This is a genomic window from Streptomyces tricolor (genome assembly GCF_002155905.1).
Taxonomy (GTDB): Bacteria; Actinomycetota; Actinomycetes; order Streptomycetales; family Streptomycetaceae; genus Streptomyces; species Streptomyces tricolor.
In genome coordinates this window covers 1-3893 of the sequence record NZ_MUMF01000419.1, presented here as the reverse complement: position 1 = coordinate 3893, position 3893 = coordinate 1, and the positions used below count along the sequence as shown (strand labels likewise).

Genomic DNA, 3893 nt, shown 5'->3' with positions numbered 1-3893 from the left:
GTCGTCGTACGGGCCGCCGATCGAGGTCGGCAGGCCGATGAAGACGTACGGCAGGTCCTCGGCGGCCCGTACGACGACGTCGTCCTGCCCGCCTGGGCCGAACAGCCTGACTGGGAACTGGAGTTGGCCGTCGTGATCGGCCGACCGGCCCACCGGGTGCCGGTGGCGGAGGCGCCGGAGTACATCGCCGGGTACACGATCGCCAACGACCTGACCGACCGGGCCGCCGTCTTCCGCCGGGACATGCCGCGGATCGGCACCGACTGGCTGCGCAGCAAGAACGCGCCCGGCTTCACCCCGCTCGGCCCGTGGATCGTCCCGGCCGAGTCGATCGCGAACCTGGACGACCTGCGGGTCACGCTGAAGCTGAACGGCGAGACCATGCAGGACGAGTCCACCCAGGACATGATCTTCAAGGTCGCGCGCATGGTGTCCTACGCCTCGCAGACCGCCCGGCTGCTCCCCGGCGACCTCGTGCTCACGGGCTCCCCGGCCGGCAACGGCATGCACTGGGGCCGGCTGCTGCGCGACGGCGATGTCATGGAGGGCACGGTCACCGGGCTCGGGGTCCAGCGCACCCGTTGTGTCGCGGAGGCCTCATGAACCGGCTCGATCCCGAGGGGGCGATCGCCGAGGCCGCCGAGGCGTACTCCAACTGGGGGCGCTGGGGCGCGGACGACCGGATCGGCACCCTCAACTTCCTTGACGAGGGCAAGCGTCGCGAAGGTGCCGCTCTCGTCCGGCGCGGTACCGCCTTCTCGCTGTCCCAGGCGTTCGACATGAACGGGCCGCAGAAAGGCTGGCGGCGGCGCACCAACCCGGTGCACACCATGCTCGACACCGGCAGCGACGCCGCCCTCGGCGTGCAGGGCTTCCCGCACGGTCTCGGGGGCGCCGACGACGTGATCGCGATGCCGTTGCAGTGCTCCACGCAGTGGGACGGGCTCGGGCACATCTTCGACCACGGCAAGGCGTGGAACGGCCGCGCGGCCGAGCGGGTCGTCACCGCCGACGGAGACCTCGTCACCGGCATCGAGCACATGGCGCCGCACGTGGCCGGGCGCGCTGTGCTGCTGGACGTGGGCCGCGTGATCGGCGTCGACGGCGAGCTGCCCGACGGGTTCGCGATCACCGAGGAGCACCTGACGGCGACGGCCGAGGCACACGGGGTGGCCGTCGGCCGGGGCGACCTGGTGCTGGTGCGCACCGGGCAGCTGGCGCGGGCCCGCCGCGAGGGCTGGGGCGACTACGCCGGCGGCCCGGCGCCCGGCCTGTCGTTCACCACGGCCGGCTGGCTGCACCGCACCGAGGTCGCCGCGATCGCCACCGACACCTGGGGCTTCGAGGTCCGCCCCAACGAGTTCGAGCACGCCTTCCAGCCCCTGCACCAGGTCGCCATCCCCCACATCGGCCTCCTCATCGGCGAGATGTGGGACCTGGAGGCGCTGGCCGAGGACTGCGCGGCCGACGGCGTCCACGACGTCTGGCTCACCGCCGCGCCCCTCCCCATCACCGGCGCGGTCGGCTCGCCCGTCAGCCCGGTCGCCGTCAAGTGACCTACGCAGCAAGGGAGTTACCTCATGAGTACAGCCCGCACCGTCCTGGTGATCGGTGGTGGCGCCGCAGGAAACGCCGTGACGGTGCTTCTGCGCCGCGCCGGTGTCACGGTGGACCTGATCGAGGCCAAGGACGACTGGAACGCCACCGCCGGCTCGGGCATCACCCTCCAGGGCAACGCGCTGCGTGTGCTGCGTGAACTCGGTGTCTGGGACCGGGTGAGGGAGTCGGGCTTCGGTTTCGGCTCGGTCGGCATCACCGCCCCCGACGGCACGGTCCTGCACATCGCCCGGGACCTGCGCACCGGCGGCGACGATCTGCCCGCCACCGTCGGCATGCGGCGCCCGCAGCTCCAGCGGATCCTCATGGACGCCGTGCGGGCCGGCGGCGCCTCGGTGCGGCTCGGCACGACCGCCGAGATCGTCGACCAGGACGCGGACGGGGTCTCGGTACGGTTCTCGGACGGCAGCGAGGGCCGGTACGACCTGGTCGTCGCCGCCGACGGCCTCAGCTCGGCGACCCGCGCGGCGATCGGCATCACCGACAAGCCCGAGCCGACCGGCATGGCCATCTGGCGCGTCGCGGCCCCGCGCCCGGCCGGCGTGGACCGCACCGACCTCGCCTACGGCGGCCCGGCCTACATCGCCGGTTACTGCCCCACCAGCGACACGACGCTCTACGCGTACGTCGTCGAGGCCCACCGCGACCGCGCCTCGATCCCGCCGGAGACGTACGCCGAGGAGATGCGCCGCCTCGCCTCCGCCTACGGGGGCCACTGGCCGGAGATCACCGCGCACATCACCGACCCGGCGCAGGTCAACTACACCTGGTTCGACCAGCTGTTGGTGGAGGGCTCCTGGCACCGGGGCCGGGTGGTGCTGGTCGGTGACGCCGCGCACTGCTGCCCGCCCACCCTGGCCCAGGGCGCGGCCATGTCCCTGGAGGACGCACTCGTGCTCGCCCAGCTGCTGACCGCCTCGGACACCTGGGACGACGCCCTCTTCCAGGCGTACTACGAGCGGCGTGTCGCCCGCGTCCGCCCGGTCGTGGAGGCATCCGTGCAGATCGGGCGGTGGCAGCTCGACGGCGTGCGGGACGCGGACCTGCCCGGCCTGATGGGCCGCACCATGGCGATGCTGCGGGAGCTGCCGTGAGCAGGCCCCCCACCGTGGACGTCCACGCCCACGTGCTGCTGCCCGAGGTGGAGGCCCTGGTGGACGGCCTGCCGGGACGGGCGGAGGCGAGGGCGCTGGAAGCCCGGCGAGCCGGTCCGGCGGCCCTCGCCGTCAGCGGGCCCATGGTGCGCGCCCGCCTCCCCGAACTGACCGACCCCGCCGTGCGGCTGGCCGCGATGGACGCGCAGGGCGTGGACGTGCAGCTGGTCAGTCCCTCCCCGTCGCACTACCACCACTGGGCGGACGAGGAGACGGCGGAGCAGGTGTACCGGCTGGCCGACGAGGCGACGGCGGCGCACTGTTCGGCCGCGCCGCGCCGGTTGCGCGGGCTCGGCCTGGTACCGCTCCAGCACCCGCAGCACCTGGTGCGCGCCCTCGATCACGCGCTGGGCCAGGGCCTGCTGGGCGTCGAGATCTCCAGCCACGCACCGGGGCGGGAGTTGTCCGACCCGGCCTACGAGCCCCTCTGGACCCGGGCCGAGGACACCGGCGCGCTCGTCTTCCTGCACCCCTTCGGCTGCACGCTCGACCAGCGGCTCGACCGGTGGTACCTGTCCAACACCGTGGGGCAGCCGGTGGAGAACGCCGTCGCGCTCTCCCACCTGATCTTCTCCGGTGTGCTGGACCGGCACCCCGGCCTGAAGCTGATCGCGGCGCACGGCGGAGGCTATCTGCCCACCCACATCGGCCGTTCCGACCACGCCTGGTCCGCCCGCTCCGACGCGGGCGCCGGCTGCGCCCGTCCGCCCGGCAGCTACCTCAAGCGGATCTACTTCGACTCCCTCGTGCACGACCCGGGCGTCCTGCGGGAGCTGGTCCGGGTCGCCGGCCCCGACCGGGTGCTGCTCGGCTCCGACTTCCCCTTCGACATGGGCACCGAGGATCCCGTCGGTGCGCTGCGCGCGGCCGGTCTGGCCGACGCCGACTTCCACGCCGTACGCGGCGGCAACGCCTCCGCCCTCCTCTCCACGGAGTGATCTCATGCGTCTGCTCACCCACCTGCGGCACGTCGACCTCGCCGTGCCCGACTACGACAAGCAGCTCGACTTCTACGCCGGCGTCTGGGGCCTGACCGAGGTCGCCCAGGACTCGGGCATCTCCTTCCTCGCCGCCGAGGGCTCCCCGGAGCAGTACGTCGTCCGGCTGCGCAAGGCCGAGGAG

General features: G+C 73.2%; 5 protein-coding genes. All 5 read left to right on the top strand.

Annotated elements, in window-relative coordinates:
- The coding region (locus CCN44_RS27810) for a fumarylacetoacetate hydrolase family protein (RefSeq protein WP_244203979.1) at positions 1–603 on the top strand (603 nt) is incomplete at its 5' end.
- A complete protein-coding gene (locus CCN44_RS27805; RefSeq protein WP_086700544.1) occupies positions 600–1556 on the top strand; it encodes a cyclase family protein in 957 nt (318 codons plus the stop codon). The genes CCN44_RS27810 and CCN44_RS27805, both read left to right, overlap by 4 nt.
- A gap of 24 nt (positions 1557–1580) precedes the next feature.
- Positions 1581–2711: an FAD-dependent oxidoreductase gene (locus CCN44_RS27800; protein ID WP_086700541.1), complete on the top strand. Its 1131-nt coding sequence runs from the start codon at positions 1581–1583 to the stop codon at positions 2709–2711.
- Positions 2708–3709 carry an amidohydrolase family protein gene (locus CCN44_RS27795; protein ID WP_086700538.1) on the top strand — a complete coding sequence of 334 codons (1002 nt, stop codon included), beginning with the start codon at positions 2708–2710 and terminating at the stop codon, positions 3707–3709. The genes CCN44_RS27800 and CCN44_RS27795 overlap by 4 nt, the downstream gene beginning before the upstream one ends.
- A 4-nt stretch (positions 3710–3713) precedes the next feature.
- On the top strand, positions 3714–3893 hold a 180-nt coding region (locus tag CCN44_RS27790; RefSeq protein WP_208639849.1), incomplete at its 3' end, for a VOC family protein.

Excerpts from the sequence above, each read along its gene's own strand:
- CCN44_RS27805 (WP_086700544.1), top strand. The coding sequence starts at position 600 with ATGAACCGGCTCGATCCCGAGGGGGCGATCGCCGAGGCCGCCGAGGCG.
- CCN44_RS27800 (WP_086700541.1), top strand. The coding sequence starts at position 1,581 with ATGAGTACAGCCCGCACCGTCCTGGTGATCGGTGGTGGCGCCGCAGGA.